Genomic DNA, 22,832 nt, shown 5'->3' on the forward strand with positions numbered 1-22,832 from the left:
CACCGCGTCAACGCAAGCGCCGGCTTTTCTCGGGTTCATCCACAGAAAATCGCCGTCCCCGGCCAGCCAGGAACCAACCACACGGCCCGGCGCGTGCCCTTTGCGCGGCCGCAATTGCCTAAAAAATGAAACATATCAAACCGATGGCGATATCCCACCCCTGATCGGCGAAAGCGCGCCATCAGAGGTGGGACGAAGACACCCGAGGGGTGCGAAAATCGCCTCTCAGTGCGGCAGCAAGGTCGCCGCCGATTCGCCGGCCGCCGGGGAGACGACCGGCTCGGCAGGCTCTTCCCAGGTGATCGGCTCGGGCTTACGCACCAGGGCCCGACCGATGACCTCATCGACATGGGCAACCGGCACCAGCGTCAGATGGCGCTTCACCTGCTCGGGAATTTCGGCGAGATCCTTCTCGTTCTCCTTCGGGATGAAAACGGTGGTGATCCCGGCCCGCAATGCCGCGAGCAGCTTCTCCTTGAGGCCGCCGATCGGCAACACCCGCCCCCGTAGCGTGATCTCGCCGGTCATGGCGATGTCGCGCCGGATCGGGATGCCGGTAAGCACGCTGACGATACTGGTCGCCATTGCGATACCCGCCGAAGGGCCATCTTTCGGGGTGGCCCCTTCGGGCACGTGGACATGGATATCGCGGTGGTCGAAGAAAGTGGGCTTGATGCCGAAGGTGATCGCCCGCGAGCGGACATAGCTCAGCGCCGCCTGCACGCTCTCCTGCATCACGTCGCCGAGTTTGCCGGTCTGGCGGATATTACCCTTGCCGGGCAGCAGCACGCTCTCGATGGTGAGGATTTCCCCTCCCACCTCGGTCCAGGCGAGGCCGGTGACCACGCCAACCATGTCCTCGGACTCCGCCTCGCCGAAATGGAAGCGCCGCACCCCGGCATATTTGTCCAGATTCTTGCGCGAGAACGTGACCTTCTTGGTCTTCTTGGTGACGATTTCCTTGACCGCCTTGCGCGCGAGCCCGGCGATCTCGCGCTCCAAATTCCGCACCCCGGCCTCACGGGTGTAATAACGGATCAGGTCGCGGAGCGCTTCCTCGGTCACCATCCATTCTTCAGGCTTGAGGCTGTGGGCCTCGGTTTGCTTCGGAATCAAGTGCCGGCGGGCGATTTCCACCTTCTCATCCTCGGTATAGCCGGGGATGCGGATGACCTCCATGCGGTCGAGGAGGGGCTGCGGCATGCGCAGGCTGTTCGCCGTGGTGACGAACATCACATCCGAGAGATCGTAATCGACTTCGAGATAATGGTCGTTGAAGCTGGCGTTCTGCTCGGGATCGAGCACCTCGAGCAGCGCCGAGGTCGGATCGCCGCGCCAATCGGCCCCCAACTTGTCAATTTCGTCGAGCAGGAACAAGGGATTGGAGGTTTTCGCCTTTTTCATCCCCTGGATGATCTTGCCCGGCATGGAGCCGATATAGGTGCGGCGATGGCCGCGGATCTCGGCCTCGTCCCGCACGCCGCCGAGCGACATGCGCACGAAACTCCGCCCCGTCGCCCGCGCGATCGACTTGCCGAGCGAGGTCTTGCCGACGCCGGGCGGGCCGACCAAGCAGAGGATCGGGCCGCGCACCTTGTTCGAACGCACCTGCACCGCGAGATACTCGAGGATACGCTCCTTGATCTTCTCGAGCCCATAATGGTCGGCATCAAGGATTTTTTCGGCCGCGCCGATGTCTTTGCTGGTCTTGGCGCGCTTTTTCCACGGAATCCCGAGCAGCCAGTCGAGATAATTGCGCACCACCGTCGCCTCGGCGCTCATCGGGCTCATGGTGCGGAGCTTCTTCAGCTCCTGCACGGCCTTTTCCCGCGCCTCCTTGGAGAGTTTGGTTTTCTTGATCCGCGCTTCGAGTTCGGCGGCCTCGTCCTTGCCGTCCTCGCCTTCGCCAAGCTCCTTCTGAATAGCCTTGAGCTGCTCATTGAGGTAATATTCGCGCTGGGTCTTCTCCATCTGCCGCTTGACGCGGTTGCGGATGCGCTTTTCGACCTGCAGGACGCCGATCTCGGCTTCCATGTAACCGAACACTCGCTCCAGGCGCTCGCTAACCTCTTCGCTTTCCAGCAGATCCTGCTTCTCGGCGATCTTAAGGCCGAGATGGCTCGCCACCGTGTCGGCGAGCTTGCCCGGGTCCTCGACCTGGTTGAGCGACACCAGAACCTCGGGCGCGATCTTTTTGTTGAGCTTGATATATTGCTCGAATTGCGAAACCACCGTGCGGCCCAGCGCCTCGAGCTCTTTCTCGTCCCCGAGACGTTCCTCGATCGGGCTCACATGCGCCTCGAAAAACGCCTCGGTCTCCTTGAAGGCGGCGATGCGGGCGCGGCGGACCCCTTCCACCAGCACCTTCACCGTGCCGTCGGGCAATTTCAGCAATTGCAAAATCGTCGAGACCGTGCCCACGCGATAGATATCGTCAGCCGTGGGATCGTCTTGCGCCGCGTTTTTCTGGGCAACCAGCAGGATTTGCTTGTCCTCCTTGATCACCGCCTCCAACGCCCGCACCGATTTCTCGCGACCAACGAAAAGCGGCACGATCATGTGCGGAAAAACAACGATATCGCGCAGCGGCAATACCGGCAGCACATCACCCTCTGTCGCCATCTCGGCCCCCGACATCGCCTTCAAAGGCCGCTCGGATTCCGTCATCAACCCCTCCTCTTAGGCCCTTGATCGCTCTCCGCCCCACAAGGACGCTCCACGCCCGCGATGTCGGCCTCACCCATCAGGCCAAACCATTCGGCACGCGAGCCCCAAGCGGACCGAAGAACCACCCGCGCCGGGCGACGCCCAGCGCTATCGGCCATCGGGGCAATGGCGGGATGGGATATCCCGCCTTCTTGCCTCATTTTCCGTTTAGATATCGGCACAACGACCAGGCTCGGCAAGACCTTGACACCCGCTCGTGTCAGCCCTGTTTCAGGCGCTGGTCTCGGCCCGCTCCTTGCTGCCGTAGAGAAAGAGCGGATTGGCGCGCCCATCCGCGACCTCGCGGTTGATCACCACCTCCTCCACCCCCTCGAGGCCGGGGAGGTCGAACATGGTCGACAGCAGGATCGCTTCCATGATTGAGCGAAGGCCACGCGCCCCGGTCTTGCGGGCGATGGCGCGGGTTGCAACCGCTTTCAGCGAATCCTCGGTAAAGGTGAGCTTCACCCCCTCCATTTCGAACAGACGGCCATATTGCTTGACCAGGGCGTTCTTGGGCCGGGTGAGGATCTCGATCAGCGCCGCTTCGTCCAAATCCTTCAGCGTCGCGACCACCGGCAGTCGGCCGATGAATTCCGGGATCAGGCCGAAACGCAACAGATCCTCGGGCTCGACCTCGCGCAGGATTTCACCGGTGCGCCGCTCATCGACCGCCCGCACCTCAGCGCCATAGCCGATGCCGGCGCCCTTGCCGCGGGCGCTGATGATCTTCTCGAGGCCGGCGAAGGCGCCACCACAGATGAAGAGGATGTTGGTGGTATCGACCTGGAGGAATTCCTGCTGCGGATGCTTGCGCCCGCCCTGCGGCGGCACCGAAGCGACGGTACCCTCCATGATCTTGAGCAACGCCTGCTGGACACCCTCGCCGCTGACATCGCGGGTGATCGAAGGATTGTCCGATTTGCGGCTGATCTTATCGACCTCGTCGATATAGACGATGCCGCGCTGCGCCCGCTCGACATTGTAATCCGCCGCCTGCAGCAGCTTCAGGATGATGTTTTCGACATCTTCCCCGACATAGCCGGCCTCGGTCAGCGTCGTCGCGTCCGCCATGGTGAAGGGCACGTCGAGAATCCGCGCCAGCGTCTGGGCGAGCAACGTCTTGCCGGTGCCGGTCGGGCCGATCAGCAGGATATTCGACTTGGCGATCTCGATATCGTTGTTTTTCTGGCCATGCGCGAGACGCTTGTAGTGGTTGTGAACGGCGACGCTCAAAACCTTCTTGGCATGATCCTGGCCGATGACATAATCGTCCAGCACCTTGCAGATTTCCTTCGGCGTCGGCACCCCGTCACGCGACTTCACGAGATGCGTCTTGTGCTCCTCGCGGATGATATCCATGCACAGTTCGACGCATTCATCACAGATGAATACCGTCGGGCCAGCAATCAGCTTGCGCACCTCGTGCTGGGACTTGCCGCAGAACGAGCAATAGAGGGTATTCTTCGAATCACCGGACTTACTCATGCCCACTCCCACCCCTTGTCGGGGACCATCCGCTCGACGTCACGTCCGACAGGTTTCACGGCCTCCGGGAGAAACATTAGAACCCGCGATCGCCGACAACAAGCGCCTTACGTAAATCGAGAACAAAACAAAAACATCGGAGCCAAAGATCACGGCGAGCCTCGCACTGGCATCGCGCCGCCAAGGATCACGTGCATCATACCGATCAGCGCCCCCGCGGCGGCCGCCTGCTTGCGCCAAGGTCGCGCCAAGCCGCAGCCGAGGGAGCGCGCCGGTCATGTCTTCGGGCTCTCCGAAATCGGCGGCCGGTTCTCCACCACTTCGTCGACGATGCCGAAATCGCGAGCCTCCTCGGCCGACATATAGCTGTCGCGCTCGAGCTTGCGCTCGATCGCCTCGATCGGCTGGTTGGTGTGACGGACATAGATCTCGTTGAGACGCTTGCGCAGGGTCAGAATCTCGCGCGCCTGGATCTCGATATCGGTGGCCTGCCCCTGGGCGCCGCCGGATGGCTGATGCACCATGATGCGGGCATTCGGCAGGGCATAGCGCTTGCCAGCGGCGCCAGCGCACAAAAGCAGGCTTCCCATCGAAGCGGCTTGGCCGATGCAGACCGTGCTCACCGGGCTCCGGATATATTGCATCGTATCATAGATCGCGAGACCGGATGAGACCACCCCGCCGGGGCTATTGATATAGAACGCAATATCCTTGGTCGGGTTCTCGCTCTCGAGAAAGAGAAGCTGGGCGCAGACCAGGGAGCTGACCTCATCGAACACGGTCCCGGTCAAAAAAACGATCCGTTCTTTCAACAAGCGCGAATAAATATCGAACGCGCGTTCGCCGCGTGCCGTCTGCTCCACCACCATCGGCACCAGCGTACTGGTGTAGATCTCGACGGGATCACGATCCCTCATGTCCTTGCTTCCCATAAAGGCATCCAGCCCAAAGCCGGCATGCCGTCACACTACGTTGGAAAAGTAAATAGGAAGCTGATGCGGCGCTGCCAACCTCGCCCTGTCTACAGACACGGTGCGCAGACCCCCGGTGCCCGCGTCCTCGGCCGCGCCGGCGCCCAGACTCAGCTTTCTACATCAGCTTTCTACCGCCTTGCTCAGCGCCTCGGCGCTGACCACCCGCTCCTCGATCTTGGCCAGCTCGATCACGAAATCGACCACTTTCTCCTCGAGAATCGGCCCCCGCAGGGTCTCCGCAAGGGTGGGGTTCTTGCGGAACATCTCGAAAATCTGCGCTTCCTGGCCGCGGTAACGCGCCGCCTCGGCCCGCATTGCCCGCGTCATTTCGTCCTGGCTCACGGTGATGCCGTTGACCCGAGCGATCTCGGCAAGGAGAAGGCCAAGCCGCACCCGGCGTTCGGCGATGGCGCGATATTCGGTGCGGAGGGTCTCGTCATCCTTGGCGGCGTCCTCGGGCGCCAGCCGGCTGGCCTTGCGATCAGCCTCGATGCGCTGCCATATCTGGTCGAACTCCGCCGTCACCATCGCCTCGGGCAGGGGAAACGACACGAGTTCGGCGAGCTTGTCGAGCAGCTGGCGCTTGAGATTGAGCCGCGAAAGCTGGGCATATTCGCGCCCGATCTGCTGGCTGATGGTCTCACGCAGCTCTTCCACGCTTTCAAACCCGATCCGCTCGGCAAATGCCGCGTCAACCGCAGGCAATAGCGCGCGGGCAAGTTTTTTCCCGGTGATCTCGAACGTCGCTTCCTTGCCGGCGAGATCGGGGGCGCCGTAATCCTCCGGGAATCGCACCGTGATCGTGCGCGTCTCGCCCGGGGCGAGCCCTTCGAGTTGTTCGGTGAAGCCGGGGATGAACCCCTCGCCGGCAACCTCGATCTCCATGTCCTCGCCGGTGCCGCCGGGAAAGGCGACGCCGTCGATGCGGCCGATGAAATCGACCGTCAAAACCTCGCCCTTGGCGGCGCCGCGCGCCTCCTCGACCGGCTCGAGCGTGCGTTGCCGGCTCGCCATATCGGCGAGCACTTTTTCGATCGCCGCGTCATCGACCTCAGCCTTGAGACGCTCGAGCGCGATCGCGGCGACATCGGGGATAGTGATCTCGGGCAGAATCTCGAGGGAGACGGTGAACGCGACATCACTCCCCGGCTTGGCCGCGGCGGCGGGATCGGCGAGGTCGATCTTGGGCTGCATCGCCGGGCGCAGACCGCGCTCCTCGAACACCTTGCGGGTCGCGTCCGACACGCTCTGCTCGATGATCTCCGCCTGCACCGCGTTACCGAAGCGCTGCTTGATCACCGGCATCGGCACTTTGCCGGGGCGAAAGCCGGGCAACGACAACGTCTTGGCCAGTTCGGCGAGACGGCCCATGCGCTGATCCTCGATGTCCGCCGCCGGCAGCACCACGTCGAACGCGCGTTTCAGCCCCTCAGAGAGCGTCTCGGTAACCTGCATCGTGTCCGGAAATCCCCAAAATTCGCCTGACGGCCGGGTGGTGCGGGCGGAGGGACTTGAACCCCCACGGCTTGCGCCACCAGAACCTAAATCTGGCGTGTCTGCCAATTCCACCACGCCCGCTCGCGCGGCCGTGCGGCAGGGCACATAGCGCAGCCCGCCCGCCGCCACAAGCGGAACCTCAACGCCGCGCGCGATCAGGGAGACGGCCACCTCCCACTCCGGCGACGTCCCATCTGGGCAAAACCCGCCGAACCCGCCAAACTGATGCGCCCTGGGTTCGGAGCCATGCCATGTCCAGCGTCGAGTTCACGCCTTCCCTTCCCGTCGACGCCGCCGATCTCGCCCGGCTCGGCCAGATCGAGCGCAAGCTGCTCTGGCTCTCGTCTTGGATGGTCCACCATGCCAATCACGTCCGGCCGAATCGCGACGGGCTCAAGGTCGGCGGCCATCAAGCCTCCTGCGCCTCGGTCACGGCGATCATGACCGCGCTTTATTTCGCGCTGCTCCGCCCCGAGGACCGGGTCGCGGTCAAGCCGCATGCGGCGCCGGTGTTTCACGCCGTCAACTATCTCTATGGCCGCCTACCGGCGGAGCGGCTGACCAGCTTGCGCGCTTTCGGTGGCCTGCAGCCCTATCCGAGCCGCCTCAAGGACGGGCCCGAGGTCGATTTCTCCACCGGCTCGGTCGGGCTTGGCGTCGCGCTCACCAGCTTCACCGCCCTGATGCAGGATTACGTCGCCCAGCACGGTTTCGCCCGCCCCGGCTTTCGCCCCGGCCGTCAAATCGCCATCGCCGGCGATGCCGAACTCGACGAGGGCAATATCTATGAGGCGCTGCTCGAAGGCTGGAAGCACGACGTGCGCAATGTCTGGTGGGTCGTCGATTATAACCGTCAGAGCCTCGATTCGGTGGTGCCCGACCGTCTGTTCGGCCGCATCGAGGGCTTGTTCCGCGACATGGGCTGGAATGTCGTCACCCTCAAATATGGTCGCCACCTCGAGGCGGCATTCGTCCGCCCCGGCGGCGAGGCGCTCCGGCGCTGGATCGATGATTGCCCGAACAGCCTCTATTCCGCGCTCACCTTCCAGGGCGGCGCCGCCTGGCGGCAGGCGGTGCTCGCCGATCTCGGCCGCTCGCGCGAGGTGCGGGCGCTCATCGATCCGCTGAGCGACCAGGCATTGGGCCAGTTGATGACCAATCTCGGCGGCCACGACATCGCCGCCCTGATCGAAACCTTCCATGCCGCCGCCGCCGCCAGCGATCAGCCGACCTGTTTCATCGCTTACACGATCAAAGGGATGGGCCTGCCCTTTGCCGGCCACAAGGACAACCATGCCGGGCTCATGACCGGCGAGCAGATGGAGGAGTTCCGCGCCCGCATGGGGATCCGGCCCGGGCACGAACTCGACCCGTTCGAGGGGCTCGACGGCGATCCCGACGACCTCCGCCGCTTCATCGCAAGCCGCCCCTTCGCCCGCCCGCTCACGCCCGAGGGCAGGCGCCTCGCCGCGCCGCATCTTTCGGTGCCGCACGCGGTGCCGCGCACCGCCCCGCTTGCCGGCCGGCGGGTTTCCACCCAGGCCGGATTCGGCGAAATTCTCGCCGAAATCGGGCGCCTTCAGGGCGACTGGGCGGAGATCGGCCGGCACATCGTCACCACCAGCCCCGATGTTACGGTCTCGACCAGCCTCGGCCCTTGGGTCAACCGCCGCGGCGTCTATGACCGGCATACCCGCAACGACGTGTTCCGTGACGCCAAGCTCGCCTCCGCCCAGCGCTGGGGCATGAGCCCGGAGGGGCAACATATCGAACTTGGGATCGCCGAGCAGAATCTGTTCCTTCTGCTCGGCGCCGCCGGGCTGCAAGGCGAACTCAACGGCGCCCGGATTCTGCCGATCGGCACGGTCTACGATCCGTTCGTCAATCGCGGCCTCGATGCCTTGATTTATGCCTGCTATCAGGATGCGCGGTTTCTGCTGGTCTCGACTCCCTCCGGCCTCACGCTTGCGCCCGAAGGCGGACAGCACCAATCGATCAACACACCGCTCATCGGCATCGGCGCCGACAAGCTCGCGGCCTTCGAGCCGAGTCACGTCGATGAATTGGATATTTTGCTCCGCCATGCCTTCGCCCATATGCAAGCCCCGGACGGCTCGGCGGTCTGGCTCCGTCTTTCCACCCGCGCGCTGACGCAGCCGGCGCGCACTCTCGATCCCGCTTCGGTGATCGCCGGCGGCTATTGGGCGGTGGCGCCGGCGCCGGGGGCGCGCATCGCGCTCGCCTACCAAGGGCCGGTCGCGCCCGAGGCCGAGGCCGCTTTCGCCGAATTGCGCGAAGAAGAGCCGGGCGCCGGGCTGCTCGCCATCACCAGCGCCGATCGCCTGCATGCCGGCTGGCTCGCCGCCACCGCCGCCCGCCGCGGCGGCGACCCTAGCGCCCGCGCGCATATCGAAACCCTGCTCGCCCCGCTGGCGCGCGATGCGGCGCTGGTCAGCGTGCTCGACGGCCATCCGGCGGCGCATGCCTGGCTCGGCGCGGTGCGCGGCCAGCGCGCCATCCCGCTCGGGGTTTCGCGTTTTGGCCAAGCCGGCGATATCCCCGATCTCTATCACGCATACGGGCTCGACGTCGCCGCGATCTTGGATGCCTGCGCCCAGGCGCTACTCGGCTAACTTTTGAGAGGAATGACACCGATGGCAACGACGGAACGGCTTTTCGCCGGCGGCAAAATGCTGGCGCGGGTTACGGATGCGATCGGCACCGTATTGTTCAACCAGCCGGAGAAGCACAACGCCATTTCGCTCGCTATGTGGGACGGCCTCGCCGAAATTCTCGACGCCTTCGCCGCCGATCCCGCCATCCGCGTCGTCGTGCTGCGCGGCGCCGGTGAACGCGCTTTCGTCTCCGGCGCCGATATCAGCCAGTTCGATGCCGAGCGTAATGACGCCGAGGCGCAGATCCATTACGAGCGCCGCACCCGTGCCGGGCGGGCGCGGCTAGCATCGTTCGACAAGCCGGTGATCGCCGCGGTTCGCGGCTTTTGCCTCGGCGGCGGGCTTGGGATCGCGCTTGCCGCCGATCTCCGTCTGGCCGCCAGCGACGCGGTGTTCGGCATTCCCGCCGCACGCCTCGGCTTGGCGTATGGCTTCGACATGACCCGCCAACTGGTCGCGACCGTCGGCCCGGCGGCGGCGCGGATGCTGCTCTATAGTGGCGAGCGGATCGACGCGGCAGAGGCGATGCGCATCGGGCTGGTCAATCGCTCGGTCCCGGTTGCCGAATTCGAGGCCGCCCTCTCGTCCCTTGCCGAGCGGATCGCCGCCAATGCGCCGCTCTCCATCGCCGCCGCCAAGCGCGCCGTCGCCGCCGCGCTCGCCGATCCCGAGACACGCGATACGGCTGGTTTGGAAGCGGCGATCAGGGCCTGCTTCGACAGTGGCGATTACCGCGAGGGACGCACCGCGTTTCGCGAAAAACGCCCGCCGCGGTTCACCGGCCGCTAAATGCGGCATTTTGTCTGGCGTGAGCCGAGCCTGCGGCAGGGCTCAACGAGAAAAAGTTTTTTGGTTCTTTTTTCCAAAAAAGAACATTTTTTCCTGCCTTATGTCGCGCCCTGACGACAGCCTTGAAATCGCCGCCCTCGCCGCAACGGGCGGGCGGCGTGTCGCGGGGGTGGATGAGGTCGGGCGTGGCCCGCTCGCCGGGCCGGTCGTCGCGGCGGCGGTGGTGTTCCCGAATGGCGTGCCGGCGGCGCTGGCGGCGCTGATCGCCGATTCGAAAACCCTGTCTCCGGCCCGGCGGGAGAAGGCGGCCGCGGCCCTGCGCGCCAGTCCGGCGGTGGAATTCGGCATCGGCGCGGCGTCGGTGGCTGAAATCGCGCGATACAATATTCTTGGCGCGAGTCTGCTCGCCATGCGTCGCGCCGTCCGCCACCTGCCGAGCCTCCCGGACGTGGCGCTGGTCGATGGCAACCGCGCCCCCGATCTCCCCTGCCCGGCGCGCCCGGTGGTCGGCGGCGACGCGCGTTCGCTCTCGATCGCCGCCGCCTCGATTCTCGCCAAAGTGCTGCGCGACCGGCTGATGACGCGGCTCGCCGCCCGCTATCCCGGGTATGGCTTCGAGCGTCATGCCGGTTACCCGACCGCCGGCCATCGTGCCGCCCTTGCCCTGATCGGCCCCTGCCGCCATCATCGCCGCGGATTCGGCCCGCTGCGCTGATTCGCCCTGCCCGCCTCTCTTTCCAGCGACCATCGCGACCATTGACGCAGCACGGTGTCGCGCGTCACCATGCCGTGAGCCATCGAGGAATTAATGCGAACCGTGGATCGCATCATCGAATTGCCGCTGGATCAAGTGTTGGTGGGCGACAGCGTCGCGATGATGCGCATGCTCCCGAGCCACTCGATGCACTGCGTGTTCGCCGACCCGCCTTACAATCTCCAGCTGCAAGGCGCCCTGCGACGACCCAATGATAGTCTGGTCGATGGGGTGGACGATGCGTGGGATCGGTTCGAGGACAACGCCGCTTACGATGCCTTCACCCGCGCCTGGCTCACGGAATGCCGCCGGTTGTTGCGCAAGGATGGCACGATTTGGGTGATCGGGACGTACCATAATATTTTCCGCCTCGGTGCCATTCTGCAGGATCTCGGCTTTTGGATCCTGAACGACGTGATATGGCGCAAAGCCAACCCGATGCCGAATTTTCGCGGCCGGCGCTTCACCAACGCGCACGAGACGCTGATCTGGGCGGCGCGGGGGCGGGAATCGCGTTACCGCTTCAATTATCAGGCGATGAAGGCGCTGAACGACGATCTGCAAATGCGCAGCGACTGGTTGATTCCGCTGTGCACCGGCTCTGAGCGGCTGCGCAACGCGCACGGAATAAAGCTGCATCCGACACAAAAGCCCGAAGCGCTGCTGCACCGGGTGCTCCTTGCCAGTACCGGCGCGGGAGACATCGTGCTCGACCCTTTTCTCGGCACCGGCACGACGGCGGCGGTGGCGCGGCGGCTCGGCCGCCATTTCATCGGCATCGAGCGCCATCCCGCCTATGCCGAAGCGGCGATCGGGCGGGTGCGGGCGGTGCGGCCAGCGCCGCCTGAGGGCATCGCCATCACGCCGTCACGACGCGAGACGCGGCGGATCCCGTTCGGCAGCCTCGTCGAGCAAGGCGTGGTGCCGCCCGGCTCGCGCCTGCACAGCCGCAGCCGCGCCGTCAGCGCGACGGTCGCGGCGGATGGCACCGTGCATGCCGGCGCGGTGCGCGGCTCGATCCATCGCGTCGGCGCGGTGCTGCAGAACGCGGCGAGCTGCAATGGCTGGACGTTCTGGCATATCGAGCGCGACGGCGCGCTGGTCCCGATCGATACGCTCCGCGCCGAGAGCGCAACGCCCGACGCCGCCCCATCGCTGCCGGCATGCGAGGACGCGACACCGAAGACCGGCGCGAAGGTCATCCCTATTCGCTAGAAACGCTGCCTGCCATGCGCCGGCCGGCGCGACCAACTCATTTTTGACCCAAATTTCTCATACGATAGACCGGGTCGTTTCGATTGGATAAAGCTCTCTGCGTGGTATTGCGTCGCTCGGGATTAACCATATCCTCACGCTCGCCGGTATAAAGTCACCCGGTTATCGCGCCCCGAGTTGGAAGACGCCCTTGGTTTCCCACCTCTCTCATCCACCGCTCCGTCCCGTCCGCGCCAGCGTAACGCCGCTGGCGGATCGGGCGGAAAGCCGCAAGCTGGAGCACGATCTTCGTCAGGCGCTGCTGCATGACGGGTTCAGCCTTGCCTTCCAGCCACGCTACCTGCTGTCAACGCGCCAGCCGATCGGCGCGGAGGCCCTGGTCCGCTGGCCGCATCGCAAGCGCGGGCTGATCTCGCCGGCCCTGTTCATACCCATCGCCGAGCAAAGCGGCCTGATCAACGATCTCGGCGGCTGGGTCTTGCGCCAGGCGTGCCGGGAAGCCGCCGGCTGGCCGAGCCCGGCCGGGGTTTCGGTCAATGTCTCGGCGCGGCAATTGATGGATGGCGTGCTGATCGATCAGGTGACGGAGGCGCTCGCACTCTCCTCGCTCGACCCGGAGCGGCTGGAACTCGAGGTCACCGAGACCGTCCTCCTCGATATCTGCCCCGATGTTCTCCTCACGCTCGCCGCTTTGAACGATATCGGCGTCGGGCTGGCGATCGATGATTTCGGCATCGGCTATACCAGCCTTGCGACACTCAAGCAGCTGCCGTTCACGACGATGAAAATCGACCGCTCGATGATACGCTCGCTGCCGCGCGACCGCGAAGATGCCGCCATCGTCTGCTCGCTCATCGCGATCGCGCAGGCGCTCGGTCTTTCCGTGCTCGCGGAAGGGATCGAGACGCCGGAGCAGGAGAATTTCCTGATCGATGTCGGCTGCGAGAGCGGCCAGGGCTTTCTTTTCAGCCACGCCCTTTCGGCCGAGGCGATCGCCGCTTGCTTTACCCGCCCGGCCTGATCCGCGGGCGGTGCCGTCATCGCGGCGGCAGATGCAGGGCGAAAATCTCGTCGTCGCCGGCCGTCGGATAGCGGCGGCGGATTTCCGGGTCATGGCCGGGGATGACCCGCGCCGCATCGCCGGCGAGTTTGCGCGCCGCATGCCAGCCGCGCGCCATCTCGCCGACATTGAAGACGATCGGGAACGGGTTTTCGCGCTCCATGTTGGCGTAGAAATGCGAGGCGTCGCTCGCCAGCACCACCGGCCCGCGCGCGGTCTCGACGCGGACCATCTGCAAACCGTCGGTATGCCCGCCGACGCGATGCACGCTGACGCCGGGCGCGATCGCCCCCTCGCCGTCATGGAAGCGCACCCGATCGGCATAGAGCGCCCGCACCATGGCGACGACGTCCTCGACCTCGAAGGCGACGCGTAGGCAGGAGAAACACATGTTCGCCCCGGTCGCGAAGGCCATTTCGCGCTCCTGGAGATGAAACCGCGCGTTCGGGAACAGGGCGAGATTGCCGGCATGGTCGTAATGGAGATGGGTGATGACGACGTCGCGCACCGAAGCCGGATCGACCCCGAGGGCGGCGAGCCCCGCCGGCACCGGCCGGATCACCCGCCGCTTGCGCGCTTGCGCCATCTCCGGCGTGAAGCCGGTATCGACGATGATATCCTCCCCCCCGCGCCCCCCTGGCCGGCGGAGCAGCCAGAAGAAATAATCCATCGGCATCGGCTGATCATGCGGATCGGGCGGATGGAGAAAATTCTCCCGGGCCACGCGCTCTTGGGTCGCGTAACGCAGTGCGAAGACCTCCCACATCCTACCCCTCCTTCCCCGTCTCGGGCGCGCCGAGCGTTGCCCCCGCCAACTGCTCGGAAAGCCGGGCGAGCGCGGTGTGATCCTGCCCCGGGCCGAGCAGTGCCGCCGCACTCGCCCACATCTCCCGGCAAAGGGCCGCAAACGGGGTTGCGGTGCCGCTCGCGCGGCCGATTTCGAGGGCGATCGAAAGGTCTTTCACCATCAAATCGAGGCCGAAACCGGCATCGAACCGGCGCGAGAGCACGAACTGCTTGAATTTCTTTTGGGTGCTGTTGTTCATGCCGGTCGAGGCATTGAGCACATCGACCATCACCGCCGGATCGAGGCCGAATTTCTGCCCGACCAACAGCGCCTCGATGCCGATCAAAAAACCGCCGGCGGAGACCAGATTGTTGAGCGCCTTCATCGCTTGCCCGGCGCCGACGTCACCGCAATGATGAATGCTGGTCCCAAGCGCCCGCAGGATCGGCTCGGCGCGTGCGAGATCGGCGGCCGCGCCGCCGGTGAGAATGGCGAGGTCGCCACGCTCTGCCCGGGGAACACCGCCCGAGACCGGCGCGTCGATCAACGCAATGCCGCCCGAGGCCAATTCCCCAGCCAATGTTCGCGTCACCCCCGGCGCACCGGATGACATTTCGATCACCAGCGAACCCGCCGCCAGCGCCGGCCGGATCGCGGCGATCACCGCGGCAACCTCGGCGCTGGTCGGCAGCATGGTGATGACGGCATCAGCACCCGCGGCGGCGTCCGCGGCGTCGGTGCCGGCGCGGCCGCCGAGGTCGCGCGCGAACTGCGCCGCCCGCCCGGGCCGCGCATCGGCAACCGCGATCTCGAACCCGGCCTTGAGCAGATTGGCCGCCATCGGCCAGCCCATATTGCCAAGGCCGATGACGCCGATGCGCCGGGGCGGCGCCGTCATGCCTTCGTCGCCGGCAACGCGCCTTCCGCGACCAGCACCTCATGCGCCGCCTTGAACGCATCGAGCCCGGCCGGAATGCCACAATAGACAGTGGCGTGGAGCAGCACTTCCTTGATCTCGTCGACGCTCACGCCATTGGCGAGCGCGCCCTTGACATGGAGCTTGATCTCCGGCGTCTTGCCGAGCGCGGTGAGCATGGCAAGGTTCAGCAGGCTTCGCGTCTTGCGCTCCAGCCCCGGCCGCGTCCAGGCATAGCCCCAGCACCATTCGGTGGTGATGCGCTGAAACGCCATCATGAAATCATCGGCCTTGGCGATGCTGGCATCGACGTAATTCGCGCCGAGCACGGCGCGCCGCACTTCCAAGCCCTTTTCGAACATCTCACTTTCCGCCATGGACCGAACCCTCCGTTTTTGACCGAGGCGGCAAGCTGCGCCCAGGGCGATTTATCTGTCAATCCGCCTCGGCGCGACGCGCGGCGGCGGCGGCTAACGGCTGGCGGCCACCGCAACCTTTTCGGCAAGCGCGCCCGGCGCCTCGGCAAGATGGTCGAAATGCCGGCGATAGGTGCCGAGCCCCTGGGTCTGCGAACGGAGATCGATGATCAGCCCGTGGAGTTCCGCCGCCGGCACCAGCGCCTCGACCTCGTCCCAACCCGGCCAGCCGGGTTTTTCGGCATAGCCCAAAATCCGCCCCCGTCGCGTCGACAAAAGACGCTGCGCGCTCGAGGTAAACTCGTTGGGGAGGATAATCGTCACATGGTCGATGGGCTCGAGCAGCACCGGATCAGCCTCGGCGAGCGCCTCCTGGATTGCCATCCTGGTCGCGGTCTTGAACGCCATGTCCGAGCTATCGACGGTGTGAAACCCGCCATCGACCAGCGTCACCGCGATATCGACCACCGGATAGCCGAACACGCCCTTGGCGAGCGTCGCCTCTGCCGCCTCGGCGACCGCTGGGATGAATTGCCGCGGCACCGCGCCGCCGACGATCTTGTCGATGAACGAAAACCCCTCGCCGCGCCCGCGTGGCGCGATCTCCAGCGTCACGTCGGCGAACTGCCCGTGGCCGCCGGTCTGGCGCTTGAAGCGGGCATGGCGGCGGGCGGGGCGGCGGATGGTCTCCTTGAATGCGACCCGCGGCCGATGTGTCGCAAGCCGCAGATGATAGGCCTTGGCGAGCCGCTCCAGCACCGCGTTGAGATGGATTTCGCCTTGCCCCTGCAGCACGGTCTCGCCGGTTTCGGGGCTTTGTGCGATCGTGAGCGCCGGATCCTCCTCGGCAATCTTCTGCAGGGCGCTCGAGAGTTTGACGTCGTCCTTGCGATCCTCGGTGGTGATCGCAAGCCCATGCACGGGCGCGGGCGGTGATGGCCAGGGGAGCGGCGCGGCGCCGTCATCGGGGCTAAGCACGCTGCCCGTCATCGCCCCTTCGAGCCGGCCGAGCGCGACCAGCGCCCCCGGCCCGGCGGCCGCGACTTTCTGCATCTCATCGCCGACAAAGCGCTGAACGCCGCCGACCCGCCCGCCGGCCAGCGTCATGCCGTCACGCACCTCGCCGCGCCAGACACGCACGAGTGAGAGTTTGCCGGCATGCCCGGCATGGAGCGTCTTGAACACCTGCGCCAACGCCTCGCCCTCGGCGGCAACGCCGCGCCGGCGCACGCTATCAAGGGCAGACGGGGCGTCATGGCGAAGCGCTTTCCACAGCCGCCGCACCCCCTGGCGACGCTCGGCGGCGCCGAACAGCACCTCGGCGATGGCGCCGGCGCGCTGGTCGCGGCGCAACTGCTCGAACACTTCCTCCGGCGTCGGCACGACGTCCTCGAGCAGTTTTTCGAGCAAAGCGTCATCATGATCGGCCAACGCCTCGAGCAAGCCGGTCCGCGCCTCCTGCTCGCGCGGGACGATCTCGGAGGGCATCGCGATCAGTTCGGACGCCGCGCCCTCGCGATAGCGCCAGGCGCGCTCGCTCGCCACGTCGACATAGCCGGTGATCTGCTCGCCGGCCCGGATCGGCACCTCGCGCAGTACCAGCGGCCGCCGGCTCAAGGCTTGCAGCGCCGCCAGCGTGTCGCGCATCCGGCCGGTAAATCCGTCGATCCGGTTGATGAACACCAGATACGGCATCTCGGCCTCCGCCAGCGCCCGGAAATAGGGCGCGCAGGCGAGCGCCCGGGCGGGATCGGGATCGGCGACCAGCACCGCGAAATCGGCCACCGCCAGCGCCGCCTCGGTCTCGTGGAAAAATTCGATGGAACCAGGGCAATCGAGCAGCGACCAGGATTCGCCGAGATAGGTCGCGCCGCCGAGCTGCAATCCCACCCCGCGCGCCCCGCGGGCTCGCCGCGGCGGCGCTCCGCCGAGTTCCAGGAGTGCTTCAAACAGCGCCGTCTTGCCCGCCCCGAACGGGCCGATCAACGCACATGAGCGGGAAACAGTCTCGTCGGACATCGCTCACCCCCTCGAAAAAGTCTTCTCGCAAAAATCTTTCGGTGATCCTCCGCCTTTTCCTGCCTCCCGCGCAAGCCCCTCGCGCGCTCTTGCCTCGGCCGCCACCCGCCGCCATTGTCGCGCCCGTTGGATACGGAGGAGACGCCATGCGCCGCTACAAAATCGCCGCCATTCCCGCCGACGGCATCGGCCCGGAAGTAATCCATGCCGGGCTTGAGGTGCTGGCGGCGCTCGCCGCCCGTGATGGCGGCTTCGCCCTCGATGTCGAGACGCTCGATTGGGGCTCGGCGCGCTATCGCAAGCATGGCGCCTTGATGCCGGATGACGGGCTCGCGCGGCTCCGCGACAAGGACGCGATCTATTTCGGCGCCGTCGGCGCGCCCGACGTGCCAGATCACATCACCCTCTGGGGCCTCCGGCTGCCGATCTGCCAGGGCTTCGATCAATACGCCAATGTCCGCCCGACCCGCATCCTCCCCGGCGTCAAAAGCCCGCTCGCCGGGATTGGCCCGAACGATCTCGACTGGGTGATCGTGCGCGAGAATTCCGAGGGCGAATATGCCGGCAATGGCGGGCGCACGCATCGCGGGCTGCCTGAGGAGGTCGGGACCGAGGTTGCGATCTTCACCCGCGTCGGTGTCACCCGCATCATGCGCTTTGCCTTTCGCCTCGCCGCCGCGCGCCCGCGCAAGCATCTGACGGTGGTGACGAAATCCAACGCGCAACGTTTCGGCATGGTGATGTGGGACGAAATCGCCGCCGAAATCGCCGCGGAATTTCCCGAAGTCACCTGGGACAAGGAATTGGTGGACGCGATGACGACGCGCATGGTCCGCCGTCCGTCCTCGATCGATACCGTCGTCGCAACCAACCTCCACGCCGATATCCTCTCCGACCTCGCAGCCGCGCTGGCCGGCTCGCTCGGCATCGCGCCAACCGGCAATATCGACCCCGAGCGGCGCTTCCCCTCGATGTTCGAGCCGATCCACGGCTCGGCTTTCGATATCACCGGGAAAGGAATCGCAAACCCGGTCGGCAGTTTCTGGAGTGCCGCGATGATGCTTGAGCATCTCGGCGAGAGCGGTGCCGCGAGAGCGCTGATGGTCGCGGTCGAGCAGGTCACCGCGGCCGGGATCATGACCCCCGATCTCGGCGGCAAGGCGACGACGAAGGAGGTCACCCAAGCGGTGTGCGCGGCGATCGCCGGCGGCAATACCGCGTGATCTCTGGCGAGCGGCTCAGCGGAGCGTGATGGTGACAACGTCACGCACATCGCGCCCGCCACGGTGATCGCCGGGCACGATCAGGCGCCAATGGCCCGCGCCGAGCGCCGTGCCATTCATCCGCTCGGCGAGCAGCACCGATTTTCCCTCGAATTCGGGCGAGATTTCGCCGAGCGCGAGCGCCGCGCGATAGCCGTCGCGGCCCGTGACGATGACGACATGCCCGACCTGCTCGCGCGGCGTCATCCCGGCCAGGGCGCCGCTTTGGGCCAGAACCGTCCACAGCAACGGGCCATCGAAGACCGCGTGTTGCGCGCCGTGGTTGGTCTCGAAAGCGATCTCCGCCGTCTTCGCCGCGAGCGCGGCGATCGTCGCTTCGCTGACGACGATGCTCTTGCCGGTGGCGGTTTCGATGGTCAGGACGTTTGGCGTGCCGGCGGCGGGATCATCGGCCCATGTTCGATGCGCGCTTATGGCCGCGAGCAGGAGAACGAGCATAACCGGCGCGAGGCGTGTCATCGGTGCGATCATTGGTTTCTATCCGCTCTCTTTGCCCTGCCGCGCCAACCGCTAGAGCGCCGCGGTCAGGTGGTTGGCGTAAATTTTGCGCAACGTCACTTTCGAGAGCTTGCCGGTCGCGGTATGCGGCAATTCCTCGACGAAGATGACGTCGTCAGGGAGCCACCAGCGCGCCACCTTGTCGGCGAGGAAAGCGAGCATCGTCGGCTTGTCGAGCGCCGCTCCCTCCTTCCTGCGGATCAGCAGCAGGGGGCGCTCGACCCATTTCGGATGAGCAACGCCGATCGCCGCCGCTTCCAAGACGTCAGGATGGGCGACGGCGGCGTTTTCCAGCTCGATCGAGGAAATCCACTCGCCGCCGGATTTGATGATATCCTTCGCGCGATCGGTGAGGGTGACATAGCCATCTTCGTCCATGGTCGCGACATCGCCGGTGTTGAACCAGTTGTCAGCATCGAGCACGACGCCGCCCTCGCCCTTGAAATATCCTGCCGTCACCCACGGGCCACGCACCATCAGCGCCCCGACCGAACGGCCATCGCGCGGCAATGGCCGCCCTTCGGGATCGACGACGCGGACCTCGACGCCATAGACCGGCCGCCCCTGTTTCGCCTGGATGTCATAGCGCGCCTCGCGGTCGAGGCCGAGATGCTTGGGCAGAAGCCGGCCCAGCGTCGCGATCGGGCTGGTTTCGGTCATGCCCCAGGCATGCAGGAGAAAGGCGCCGAACTCCTCATCGAAGCGCTTGATCAGCGCCCGCGGCGCCGCCGAGCCGCCACAGAGAACGCGATCGAGGCGGATCGTCGTGAGATCGAGGGCGGCGCGCTGGCGATCGATGTAATCGAAAAATCCGAACCACACCGTTGGCACGCCGGCGGCGAAGGTACAGCGCTCGGTCTGCATGAGCGAGAACAGGCTGGCGCCATCGAGGCGTGGCCCCGGCAGCACCAGCTTGGCCCCGACCATGGCGGCGGCGAATGGCAGGCCCCAGGCATTGGCATGAAAGAGCGGCACCACCAGAAGCCCGCTATCGAGACAGGAGATCGCAAGACCATCCGCCGCCGCGGCGCAGAAGGAATGGAGCAGCAATGCGCGATGGCTGTAGAGCACCCCTTTGGGATTGCCGGTCGTGCCCGACGTGTAACACAGGATGGCGGCGGCGTTTTCCTCGAGGTTTGGCCAGGGATGGGCCTCGCTCTCGCCAGCCAGGAGTTCCTCGTAGCAAAGCAGGTTGGGGATGGGAAGGCTCGGCATATGGGCGCGATCAGTGAGCGCAACGCAGCCACGGAGCGAGGGGATTTTCGGGGCGAGTTCGGCGATCAACTCGGCGAAGCTGAGATCGAAGAAGACATAGCCGTCCTCGGCATGGCGCAGCATGTAGTCGATCTGCGGCAGGAAAAGGCGCGGATTGACGGTATGCAACACGGCACCGATGCCGGTCACCCCGAAATAGAGTTCGAGATGGCGCGACGTGTTCCAGGCGAGCGTTGCGACGCGATCGCCCTCACCGACGCCCAACCGCTTGAGTGCGCCGGCGAGCTTTCCCGCCCGCTGCGCGACCTCGCCCCAACCCGTGCGCGTGATCGGCCCTTCAACGCTTTGGCTGACGATCTCGGCACCGGCATGGTTCGCCGCCGCATGGCTGATCAGCGACGACAAGAGCAGCGGTGTCTGCTGCATCAATCCCTGCATCGTTTCCCTCCCCTCCGACCCGGGTCGCGCCCCGGCCGCCGCATTTTTCGCGATGTTACACGAGGAGAGACACGATCGGCAGATTTTTTTAGCCGCTCAGCTCCGCTGCGGCGTGACCGCGAAGCTGCGCTTGAACACCGCTTTCGCCGTGTCCTCCACCGTCACCTGCAGATCTCCGGGGCCGTCAGGAATGAAGGCGAAGGTCAGCGCCGGATCCTCGCTCAGCGAGATATCGGCGTCGAAATCGAACACCAGCCGGTCATTATAGGTGACGTGGATGGTTTGGATGTAACGTGCCGGAATATAATTCCTGGTCAGTTGATCCATCTGCATGCCGTTATTGTTGGGATGGCGGATCAGGAGCTCGGCGAGTTCCGGCTGGCCGGGGACGGGATCGCCGGTGAGCGTGAGCTTCATCCGCCCGATCTCGCGGAGCGCGAGCGCCTGATCGCTGCCCGCCGGCGCCGAGCAGCCGCCGGCCGCCTTGACGAAGCGCTCGGTCACGAACAATTCGCCATCGGTCGTCTCAGCGACCGCGTGCATCAGCGTGTATTGCTCGACCCGGACACGGGTTTTGAGCAGATGGGGATCGATCGCCGGGCCGAAATGAAACGTGCCGGCGAGCGGTGACGGATTGCCATCCACCAGCAGATAAACCGCCTTGACGGGTTTGGCACCGCTCAGCGTGATCGCGACCGGCACCAGCGCCGCATCCATCGCCCGCGTCGGGGCTTCGAGCGCGATCACACCGGTGCCGTCATGCAGCACCCGGTCGCCGAACACGACATGGCGGAGATTGTCCCAGCGCGCCGCCCGCGCTGCCTCGTCCTCGGCGGCGCGCGCCGGCAGCGCAATAAACAGGAATAGGCCGAGAGCCAGAAGATATTTCATGACGTCGCACTCCCGATTTTCGCCTAAAAGCGCATCTGCGGGGGAAAAGTATGTTCTTTTTTGAAAAAAAGAACCAAAAAACTTTTGTCCGTTCGGAGCGTCATTCCCATTCTAGCTCCTTATAGGCTTCGATGACGTTGCGGCCATTGTAATCATCGAACAGGCGCCATTTGTCGCGCTCGGACCGCACCGCCATGCGGCTTGCGGCGTCGATATCAACGCCTTTGATGATAAGGGCGCGAACCTCGCGCGCAAGGGTCGCGAGATAGCGCTCCTCGTCCGCCGCCGCCGCTGGCCAGGCAACGGAAACCGGGCCATGCCCCGGCACCGCATGCGCCGCCGCCCGCGTCTTGAGCGCGGCAAGCGCCGCCTGCCAGCCCGTGAGGCTGCCATCGAGCACCGGAATACGCCCGACAAAAAGCAGGTCTCCGGCCCAAAGCGTTCCGGTCGCGGCATCGAACAGAGTGAGATCGCAATCGGTATGGGCCGGCTCATGGGCGGTGATTTCAAGGACGCGGCCGCCGAGATCAATCACCTGCCGGTCCGCAACCACGAGCGTCGGCGCCAGCGCGTCACCTGCCGCCTCCGGGCCCAGCAGATCCGTGAGCCGCTGGCGATAAAACGCCTGCCGCGCCGCTAACGCCGCCGGCAGCCTCGTATGCCCGAGCACCACCGGGCGATCCTCAGCGAAGGCGCTCGCGCCAAAAATGTGATCGAGATGAATATGGGTTTCGATCACATAACGGATCGGCCGCTCGGTCCGGGCGCGAATGGCGGCGCGCAGACGCAGGCCGTCAACGCCGCTGCCGCCAGGATCGATCACCGCGACCGCATCATTCCCGATCACGAAGCCGATATTGGCGATGGCATCGGCATTTGCCGCCGTCGCGTCGGCATCTTCGCCGCGGCGGACGAAAATCCCAGGCGCGACCTCGGCCATCGCGAAAGCCGGGACTGCTGCAAAGCCAGGCGCAGCGCCGGCCGCCGCCACCAGCGCCGCACTCGCGAGCAGTCGGCGGCGGGTCAGACGGGGCGGACAACAGGGACAAAACATCGCGGAACCTTAGAGCAAGGTAGGTTTTGATTGAACCATCCTGTTCAATCAAAACCGGCCAACTTGCTCGCCAAAATAGGGGTAGAGCGTGATCGACTTAAACCGATCGCGCTCTAGCGAGAAACGGCGACCCGTGAACGAGACAGTATCACGCCTC

The 22,832-nt window shown here is 65.4% G+C and carries 18 protein-coding genes and 1 tRNA gene; 6 read left to right on the plus strand and 13 right to left on the minus strand.

Features of this window, described 5'->3' with window-relative positions:
* Nucleotides 1-225: 225 nt before the first annotated feature.
* The 5 genes from lon to DEF76_RS12655 all read right to left on the minus strand — a co-directional run bounded on the left by lon (nucleotide 226) and on the right by DEF76_RS12655 (nucleotide 6,746).
* Nucleotides 226-2,637: an endopeptidase La gene (gene lon / locus DEF76_RS12630; RefSeq protein WP_240319264.1), complete on the minus strand. Its 2,412-nt coding sequence runs from the start codon at nucleotides 2,635-2,637 to the stop codon at nucleotides 226-228.
* 300 nt (nucleotides 2,638-2,937) lie between these two features.
* The gene (gene clpX, locus DEF76_RS12635) at nucleotides 2,938-4,194 is read right to left on the minus strand and encodes an ATP-dependent Clp protease ATP-binding subunit ClpX (protein WP_114912643.1); all 1,257 of its coding nucleotides are present in this window, start codon (nucleotides 4,192-4,194) and stop codon (nucleotides 2,938-2,940) included.
* A gap of 275 nt (nucleotides 4,195-4,469) precedes the next feature.
* A complete protein-coding gene (gene clpP, locus DEF76_RS12645) occupies nucleotides 4,470-5,111 on the minus strand; it encodes an ATP-dependent Clp endopeptidase proteolytic subunit ClpP (protein WP_114912645.1) in 642 nt (213 codons plus the stop codon).
* A 177-nt stretch (nucleotides 5,112-5,288) separates the two neighbouring features.
* Entirely contained in the window at nucleotides 5,289-6,623 is a 1,335-nt protein-coding gene (gene tig, locus DEF76_RS12650; RefSeq protein WP_114912646.1) for a trigger factor, read from the minus strand.
* 38 nt (nucleotides 6,624-6,661) lie between these two features.
* Nucleotides 6,662-6,746: transfer RNA gene (locus tag DEF76_RS12655), tRNA-Leu, on the minus strand.
* Between the two features lie 170 nt (nucleotides 6,747-6,916).
* On the opposite strand from DEF76_RS12655, the gene DEF76_RS12660 reads away from it, so the two are divergent.
* The 5 genes from DEF76_RS12660 (at nucleotide 6,917) to DEF76_RS12680 (ending at nucleotide 13,119) form a co-directional block, all read left to right on the plus strand.
* Nucleotides 6,917-9,298, plus strand: a complete 2,382-nt coding sequence (locus DEF76_RS12660) for a transketolase (RefSeq protein ID WP_114912647.1) — start codon at nucleotides 6,917-6,919, stop codon at nucleotides 9,296-9,298.
* Between the two features lie 21 nt (nucleotides 9,299-9,319).
* Nucleotides 9,320-10,129 carry an enoyl-CoA hydratase gene (locus DEF76_RS12665; protein WP_205215998.1) on the plus strand — a complete coding sequence of 270 codons (810 nt, stop codon included), beginning with the start codon at nucleotides 9,320-9,322 and terminating at the stop codon, nucleotides 10,127-10,129.
* Nucleotides 10,130-10,229: 100 nt separating this feature from the next.
* Nucleotides 10,230-10,844 (plus strand): ribonuclease HII, encoded by a 615-nt coding sequence (locus tag DEF76_RS12670; protein WP_114912649.1) that lies wholly within the window; start codon nucleotides 10,230-10,232, stop codon nucleotides 10,842-10,844.
* Between the two features lie 93 nt (nucleotides 10,845-10,937).
* Nucleotides 10,938-12,098 carry a site-specific DNA-methyltransferase gene (locus tag DEF76_RS12675; RefSeq protein WP_114912650.1) on the plus strand — a complete coding sequence of 387 codons (1,161 nt, stop codon included), beginning with the start codon at nucleotides 10,938-10,940 and terminating at the stop codon, nucleotides 12,096-12,098.
* Between the two features lie 190 nt (nucleotides 12,099-12,288).
* The gene (locus DEF76_RS12680; protein WP_162800630.1) at nucleotides 12,289-13,119 is read left to right on the plus strand and encodes a putative bifunctional diguanylate cyclase/phosphodiesterase; all 831 of its coding nucleotides are present in this window, start codon (nucleotides 12,289-12,291) and stop codon (nucleotides 13,117-13,119) included.
* 16 nt (nucleotides 13,120-13,135) lie between these two features.
* Here DEF76_RS12680 and DEF76_RS12685 read toward each other — a convergent pair whose 3' ends face one another.
* The 4 genes from DEF76_RS12685 to DEF76_RS12700 form a co-directional block, all read right to left on the minus strand.
* On the minus strand, nucleotides 13,136-13,924 hold the full coding sequence (locus tag DEF76_RS12685) for an N-acyl homoserine lactonase family protein (RefSeq protein WP_114912652.1): 789 nt from the start codon (nucleotides 13,922-13,924) through the stop codon (nucleotides 13,136-13,138).
* A 1-nt stretch (nucleotide 13,925) separates the two neighbouring features.
* Nucleotides 13,926-14,843: an NAD(P)-dependent oxidoreductase gene (locus DEF76_RS12690; protein WP_114912653.1), complete on the minus strand. Its 918-nt coding sequence runs from the start codon at nucleotides 14,841-14,843 to the stop codon at nucleotides 13,926-13,928.
* Nucleotides 14,840-15,238: a carboxymuconolactone decarboxylase family protein gene (locus DEF76_RS12695; protein ID WP_114912654.1), complete on the minus strand. Its 399-nt coding sequence runs from the start codon at nucleotides 15,236-15,238 to the stop codon at nucleotides 14,840-14,842. The genes DEF76_RS12690 and DEF76_RS12695 overlap by 4 nt, the downstream gene beginning before the upstream one ends.
* A 93-nt stretch (nucleotides 15,239-15,331) precedes the next feature.
* Nucleotides 15,332-17,296, minus strand: coding sequence for an elongation factor G (locus DEF76_RS12700; protein WP_114912655.1), 1,965 nt, complete (start codon nucleotides 17,294-17,296; stop codon nucleotides 15,332-15,334).
* A 146-nt stretch (nucleotides 17,297-17,442) separates the two neighbouring features.
* Here DEF76_RS12700 and DEF76_RS12705 point away from each other — a divergent pair, with 146 nt between their 5' ends.
* On the plus strand, nucleotides 17,443-18,519 hold the full coding sequence (locus tag DEF76_RS12705; RefSeq protein ID WP_114912656.1) for a tartrate dehydrogenase: 1,077 nt from the start codon (nucleotides 17,443-17,445) through the stop codon (nucleotides 18,517-18,519).
* Nucleotides 18,520-18,534: 15 nt separating this feature from the next.
* Here the strand turns inward: DEF76_RS12705 and DEF76_RS12710 are convergent, their stop codons facing one another.
* From DEF76_RS12710 to DEF76_RS12725, 4 genes are all read right to left on the minus strand, one after another.
* The gene (locus DEF76_RS12710) at nucleotides 18,535-19,038 is read right to left on the minus strand and encodes a hypothetical protein (protein WP_162800631.1); all 504 of its coding nucleotides are present in this window, start codon (nucleotides 19,036-19,038) and stop codon (nucleotides 18,535-18,537) included.
* 51 nt (nucleotides 19,039-19,089) lie between these two features.
* A complete protein-coding gene (locus DEF76_RS12715) occupies nucleotides 19,090-20,730 on the minus strand; it encodes a long-chain fatty acid--CoA ligase (protein ID WP_114912658.1) in 1,641 nt (546 codons plus the stop codon).
* A 96-nt stretch (nucleotides 20,731-20,826) separates the two neighbouring features.
* Nucleotides 20,827-21,621: a quinoprotein dehydrogenase-associated SoxYZ-like carrier gene (locus DEF76_RS12720; protein WP_114912659.1), complete on the minus strand. Its 795-nt coding sequence runs from the start codon at nucleotides 21,619-21,621 to the stop codon at nucleotides 20,827-20,829.
* A gap of 100 nt (nucleotides 21,622-21,721) precedes the next feature.
* Nucleotides 21,722-22,675 (minus strand): quinoprotein relay system zinc metallohydrolase 2, encoded by a 954-nt coding sequence (locus tag DEF76_RS12725; protein WP_114912660.1) that lies wholly within the window; start codon nucleotides 22,673-22,675, stop codon nucleotides 21,722-21,724.
* Between the last annotated feature and the right edge of the window lie 157 nt (nucleotides 22,676-22,832).

It is taken from the genome of Acidibrevibacterium fodinaquatile, from assembly GCF_003352165.1.
GTDB lineage: Bacteria > Pseudomonadota > Alphaproteobacteria > Acetobacterales > Acetobacteraceae > Acidibrevibacterium > Acidibrevibacterium fodinaquatile.

What these genes read in the sequence shown, in the direction of transcription:
- DEF76_RS12725 (WP_114912660.1), bottom strand. Translation starts at nt 22,675, where the DNA reads ATGTTTTGTCCCTGTTGTCCGCCCCGTCTGACCCGCCGCCGACTGCTC.
- DEF76_RS12690 (WP_114912653.1), bottom strand. Translation starts at nt 14,843, where the DNA reads ATGACGGCGCCGCCCCGGCGCATCGGCGTCATCGGCCTTGGCAATATG.
- DEF76_RS12710 (WP_162800631.1), bottom strand. Translation starts at nt 19,038, where the DNA reads ATGACACGCCTCGCGCCGGTTATGCTCGTTCTCCTGCTCGCGGCCATA.
- DEF76_RS12670 (WP_114912649.1), top strand. Translation starts at nt 10,230, where the DNA reads ATGTCGCGCCCTGACGACAGCCTTGAAATCGCCGCCCTCGCCGCAACG.
- clpX (WP_114912643.1), bottom strand. Translation starts at nt 4,194, where the DNA reads ATGAGTAAGTCCGGTGATTCGAAGAATACCCTCTATTGCTCGTTCTGC.
- DEF76_RS12715 (WP_114912658.1), bottom strand. Translation starts at nt 20,730, where the DNA reads ATGCAGGGATTGATGCAGCAGACACCGCTGCTCTTGTCGTCGCTGATC.
- DEF76_RS12675 (WP_114912650.1), top strand. Translation starts at nt 10,938, where the DNA reads ATGCGAACCGTGGATCGCATCATCGAATTGCCGCTGGATCAAGTGTTG.
- tig (WP_114912646.1), bottom strand. Translation starts at nt 6,623, where the DNA reads ATGCAGGTTACCGAGACGCTCTCTGAGGGGCTGAAACGCGCGTTCGAC.
- DEF76_RS12705 (WP_114912656.1), top strand. Translation starts at nt 17,443, where the DNA reads ATGCGCCGCTACAAAATCGCCGCCATTCCCGCCGACGGCATCGGCCCG.
- DEF76_RS12685 (WP_114912652.1), bottom strand. Translation starts at nt 13,924, where the DNA reads ATGTGGGAGGTCTTCGCACTGCGTTACGCGACCCAAGAGCGCGTGGCC.
- DEF76_RS12665 (WP_205215998.1), top strand. Translation starts at nt 9,320, where the DNA reads ATGGCAACGACGGAACGGCTTTTCGCCGGCGGCAAAATGCTGGCGCGG.
- DEF76_RS12695 (WP_114912654.1), bottom strand. Translation starts at nt 15,238, where the DNA reads ATGGCGGAAAGTGAGATGTTCGAAAAGGGCTTGGAAGTGCGGCGCGCC.
- DEF76_RS12660 (WP_114912647.1), top strand. Translation starts at nt 6,917, where the DNA reads ATGTCCAGCGTCGAGTTCACGCCTTCCCTTCCCGTCGACGCCGCCGAT.
- clpP (WP_114912645.1), bottom strand. Translation starts at nt 5,111, where the DNA reads ATGAGGGATCGTGATCCCGTCGAGATCTACACCAGTACGCTGGTGCCG.
- DEF76_RS12700 (WP_114912655.1), bottom strand. Translation starts at nt 17,296, where the DNA reads ATGTCCGACGAGACTGTTTCCCGCTCATGTGCGTTGATCGGCCCGTTC.
- DEF76_RS12720 (WP_114912659.1), bottom strand. Translation starts at nt 21,621, where the DNA reads ATGAAATATCTTCTGGCTCTCGGCCTATTCCTGTTTATTGCGCTGCCG.
- lon (WP_240319264.1), bottom strand. Translation starts at nt 2,637, where the DNA reads ATGTCGGGGGCCGAGATGGCGACAGAGGGTGATGTGCTGCCGGTATTG.